We start from the raw sequence: 3,176 nt of genomic DNA, 5'->3' as shown, positions 1-3,176 counted from the left end.
TAACGGAACGTCGCAGGGGCCGGCTTGCTGCGCCGCCGCGATCTGTCATCCGGGTCTCAGTCCGGATGTGGCAAACTTGGCCGTTCGCCCGTCCGGAAACGTTTACAGCTCCATGAAAACGACTCATAAGCGCGCGCTAGCCGCCTTACTGGCCCTCACCGTCCCCGCCTTCGCGACCACCGTCCAGGCCTGGGGCGACATCGGCCACCGCATCGTCGCCGAACTGGCCTGGCGCCAGCTCGACCCCTCGGCCAAGGCCGAAGTGGAGCGCCTGCTCAAGGCCGACGGCTCCGATTCCCTGGCCGATGTGGCCAGCTGGCCCGACCACCTGCGTAACGATCCGGACCAGAAGGAACTGGGCAAGGCCACCGCCAAGCTGCACTACATGGACTTCCTGGACGGCAAGTGTGTCTACGTGCCGCCGGTGGATTGCAAGGACGGCCAATGTGTCGTCGGCGGCCTGGAGAAGTACGTCGCCATCCTCGGCGACCGCCACAAGTCCAATGCCGAGCGCGCCGAAGCGCTGAAGTTCGTCGTCCACTTCGTGGGTGACGTGCATCAGCCGCTGCACGCCGGCAACCGCGACGACAAGGGCGGTAACGACTACCAGGTGCAGTTCGACGGCAAGGGCTCCAACCTGCACAAGGTCTGGGACTCCAGCATGCTTTACACCCGCGACCTGCAGTGGCCGGCCTATACCGACCGCCTCGCCGCCGAAGGCCCGGTGACCCTCCCGAAGCCCATTCCTCCGCTGGACAACCCGTACGCCCAGTGGGCCGAAGAGTCCTGCCAGATCGTCGCCACGAACGGCTTCTATCCGGGCAACCACACGGTCGACGACGCCTACGTTGCCAAATACCTTCCGGTCGCCGAGACCCGCCTGCGCCTTGCAGGCAAGCGTCTCGCCGACCTGCTCAACCACACGCTGGACTAAAAAAATGACCGATATCCAGGTTCGCCGCACCAAGATCGTCGCCACCCTCGGACCCGCCACGGACGCGCCGGGCATGCTCGAGAAAATCCTTGAAGAGGGCGTGGACATCGTCCGCCTGAACCTCTCGCATGGCACCCCGGACGACCACCGTGCCCGCGCCGCCGCCGTGCGCGCGGCGGCGGAAAAGGTCGGTCGCGAGGTCGGCATCCTGGCCGACCTGCAGGGCCCGAAGATCCGCATCGAGAAGTTCGCCGACGGCCCGATCGACCTCATGGCCGGTGACAGCTTCGTGCTCGACTGCCGTCCGGACGCACCGGCTGGCACGCAGAGCCGCGTGGGCGTGAGCYACTACGACCTGCCCAAGGACGTGGTCGCCGGCGACGTGCTGTTGCTCGACGACGGCCTGATCGCGCTCTCGGTCATCGAGATCTCCGGCAGCGAAATCCGCACCCGTGTGGTCATCGGCGGTCGCCTGTCGGCACGCAAGGGCCTCAACCGCCAGGGCGGCGGCCTCAGCGTCAGCGCCTTGTCCGACAAGGATCGCAACGACATCAAGCTGGCCGCCGAGATGGGCGCGGACTTCCTCGCGGTCTCCTTCGTGCGCTGCGCCGACGACCTTCATGAAGCCCGCCGCCTGATGCGCGAGGCCGGCGGTGACGCCGCCATCGTCTCCAAGATCGAGCGTGCCGATGCCATCCCCGTGCTCGGCGAAATCATCGACGCGTCCGACGTGGTGATGGTCGCCCGCGGTGACCTCGGCGTGGAAATCGGCGACGCCGAACTGCCGGGTCTGCAGAAGAAGATCATTCGCGAATCCGTGCAGCGCAACCGCTCGGTGATCACCGCGACGCAGATGCTGCAGTCGATGGTGCGTGCGCCGATCCCGACGCGCGCCGAAGTGCTCGACGTGGCCAACGCGGTCATCGACGGGACCGATGCCGTCATGCTCTCGGAAGAGAGCGCCGCGGGTGCGCATCCGGACAAGGCCGTCGCTGCCATGCGCCGCATCTGCCTGGGTGCCGAGCGCCAGTTCGAACCGCGTGACGACCTCCGCCCGGATACCCACTCGCTGGACCGCAGCGACCAGGCCATCGCCCTCGCCGCCATGCTGCTCGCCGCCCAGGTGGGTGTGCGCGCTATCGTCGCACTGACCGAGTCGGGCGCCACCGCCCAGTGGCTGTCGCGCTACCGCTTCGCCGTGCCCATCTACGCGCTGTCCCCGTCGGACATGGCTCGCCGCCGCATGCTCATGCTGCGCGACGTGCAGCCAGTGGACTTCGAGCAGAGCAATCTCGATCCGGCACACACCGCCCGCGCCGCGCTCCAGCACCTGTTCGCGCTGGGCAAGCTGGCCAAGGGCGACCGCGTCATCCTGACCCACGGTGACCACATCGGTCGTGGCGGTGGTACCAACACGCTGAAGCTGTTGGTCGTCGGCGACGACGGCATCGCCGACAGCCTGCGCGACCTATAAACACATGTGGGAGCCGCTTCAGCGGCGAAAACCGGGGTGGGGCAGGCCCCCATCGCCGATGAATCGGCTCCCACACAGAGCGCCACCGCACGATTTCACACGCATCGCATGCGTGCGCAGGGTTAAACTTGAGGTCCTGGCACATCACCGAGGGCGTCATGATCCGACTCAAGCTCCGTACCGGCGCCATTGCCGCCACCGCTCTTCTGCTCGTCGCCGGCGCTGCCGAGGCGCAGAACGTCCGCCGCGTCGCTCCGGAACGCCTAACCGGTTACTGGTACCTGACCAACAAGTCAGTCAACCCCGATGTCCCCAATACCGGCAAGAACCTCGACCAGCCCACCTGCGTCGCGGTGACCTACATGATCGGCTCCGACGGCCGCACCCAGAACGCCACCATCTCCAAGGTCGTGCCCGCAGGCGACCTGGGCCAGGTCGGCGTGAGCATCGTCAAGCAGCTTTCCTACGTGAAGGGCTCCCAGAACGGCACGGCCGAACCGGTGCAGACCTACTACGTGACCGGCTTCAACCTGCCGGAAGATCCCGCGAAAAAGGCGGCGATTCTCGACCAATGCAAGCTGCCGGGCTACCAGACCACTTAATCGCGCCGCACAACGGCTTTCGCGGAGTAGTCCCTTATACTCCGCCGGTTTTTGTCCTCGCTTAGCCCCTCGACGAGGGGCATACCACTACACCCATTACGGAGTTGTCATGAGCATCGAAAATCTCGAACAGGTCGCGCTGGCGATGGTGGCCACGGGGAAGGGC

Annotated in this window: 3 protein-coding genes; all 3 read left to right on the top strand. The window is 66.2% G+C overall.

Annotation, left to right across the window (positions count from 1 at the left end; all coding sequences use genetic code 11):
* The first annotated feature begins 112 nt into the window (after positions 1 to 112).
* The 3 genes from AC1DT2_RS19195 (at position 113) to AC1DT2_RS19185 (ending at position 3,010) form a co-directional block, all read left to right on the top strand.
* Positions 113 to 934, top strand: coding sequence for a S1/P1 nuclease (locus tag AC1DT2_RS19195; protein WP_477298069.1), 822 nt, complete (start codon positions 113 to 115; stop codon positions 932 to 934).
* Between the two features lie 4 nt (positions 935 to 938).
* Positions 939 to 2,408: a pyruvate kinase gene (pyk, locus tag AC1DT2_RS19190; RefSeq protein WP_477298068.1), complete on the top strand. Its 1,470-nt coding sequence runs from the start codon at positions 939 to 941 to the stop codon at positions 2,406 to 2,408.
* A gap of 158 nt (positions 2,409 to 2,566) precedes the next feature.
* Positions 2,567 to 3,010, top strand: a complete 444-nt coding sequence (locus AC1DT2_RS19185) for an energy transducer TonB (RefSeq protein ID WP_063570842.1) — start codon at positions 2,567 to 2,569, stop codon at positions 3,008 to 3,010.
* The last annotated feature ends 166 nt before the right edge of the window (positions 3,011 to 3,176 follow it).

This window comes from Luteibacter sp. P4_E6 (assembly GCF_056401535.1).
The sequence above is the reverse complement of the archived record's forward strand: the minus strand, read 5'-3'. Positions and strand labels throughout refer to the sequence as shown.

What these genes read in the sequence shown, in the direction of transcription:
- AC1DT2_RS19195 (WP_477298069.1), top strand. Translation starts at nt 113, where the DNA reads ATGAAAACGACTCATAAGCGCGCGCTAGCCGCCTTACTGGCCCTCACC.
- AC1DT2_RS19185 (WP_063570842.1), top strand. Translation starts at nt 2,567, where the DNA reads ATGATCCGACTCAAGCTCCGTACCGGCGCCATTGCCGCCACCGCTCTT.